Raw genomic sequence first — 544 nt, 5'->3', positions numbered from 1 at the left:
AAATTAATACAGATGGTACTTCTGTAACCGGTACGGCTGAGGCCAATGCCAAAATTGAAATTAAAGATACAACAGGGAAGGTAATTGGTAGTGGAACAGCGGATGCGAATGGAAAATTTACAATTTCTATTTCACCAGCTTTAACGGATAATAAACATGCTTCGGTATCAGCTATAGATAATGCTGGAAATAAGTCTGAAGTTGTTGATATTGTAGGTACAAAAGATACAACACCACCAGCAAAACCTATATTAAATAGCGTAGATGATGATGTAGGCGCTGTTAAAGGAGCTATAACGGCTGGTTCTGAAACTGACGATGCTAGACCAAAACTTACAGGCTCAGGTGAAGCAAATGCAACTCTTACGATTTATGATAATGGTGTTGCAATTGGAGTTGTGACGGTAACAAGTGGTAGATCTTGGTCATTTACATTTGATAAAGACTTAGCTCTTGGTAAGCATACTATTACTTTGACTCAAACTGATGCGGCAGGCCTTACCAGTGAGGCAAGTTCTCCATTTACCTTTTATGTAGTTGCACC

The 544-nt window shown here is 39.0% G+C and carries 1 protein-coding gene; it reads left to right on the top strand.

Annotated features, from left to right (window positions below):
• The coding region (locus ABD296_RS50135) for an Ig-like domain-containing protein (RefSeq protein ID WP_344285779.1) at positions 1–544 on the top strand (544 nt) is incomplete at both ends.

It is taken from the genome of Actinomadura napierensis, from assembly GCF_039529375.1.
Classification (GTDB): domain Bacteria; phylum Actinomycetota; class Actinomycetes; order Streptosporangiales; family Streptosporangiaceae; genus Spirillospora; species Spirillospora napierensis.
Note: the sequence above shows the minus strand (reverse complement) of the source record. Positions and strands in the feature narration are given on the sequence as shown.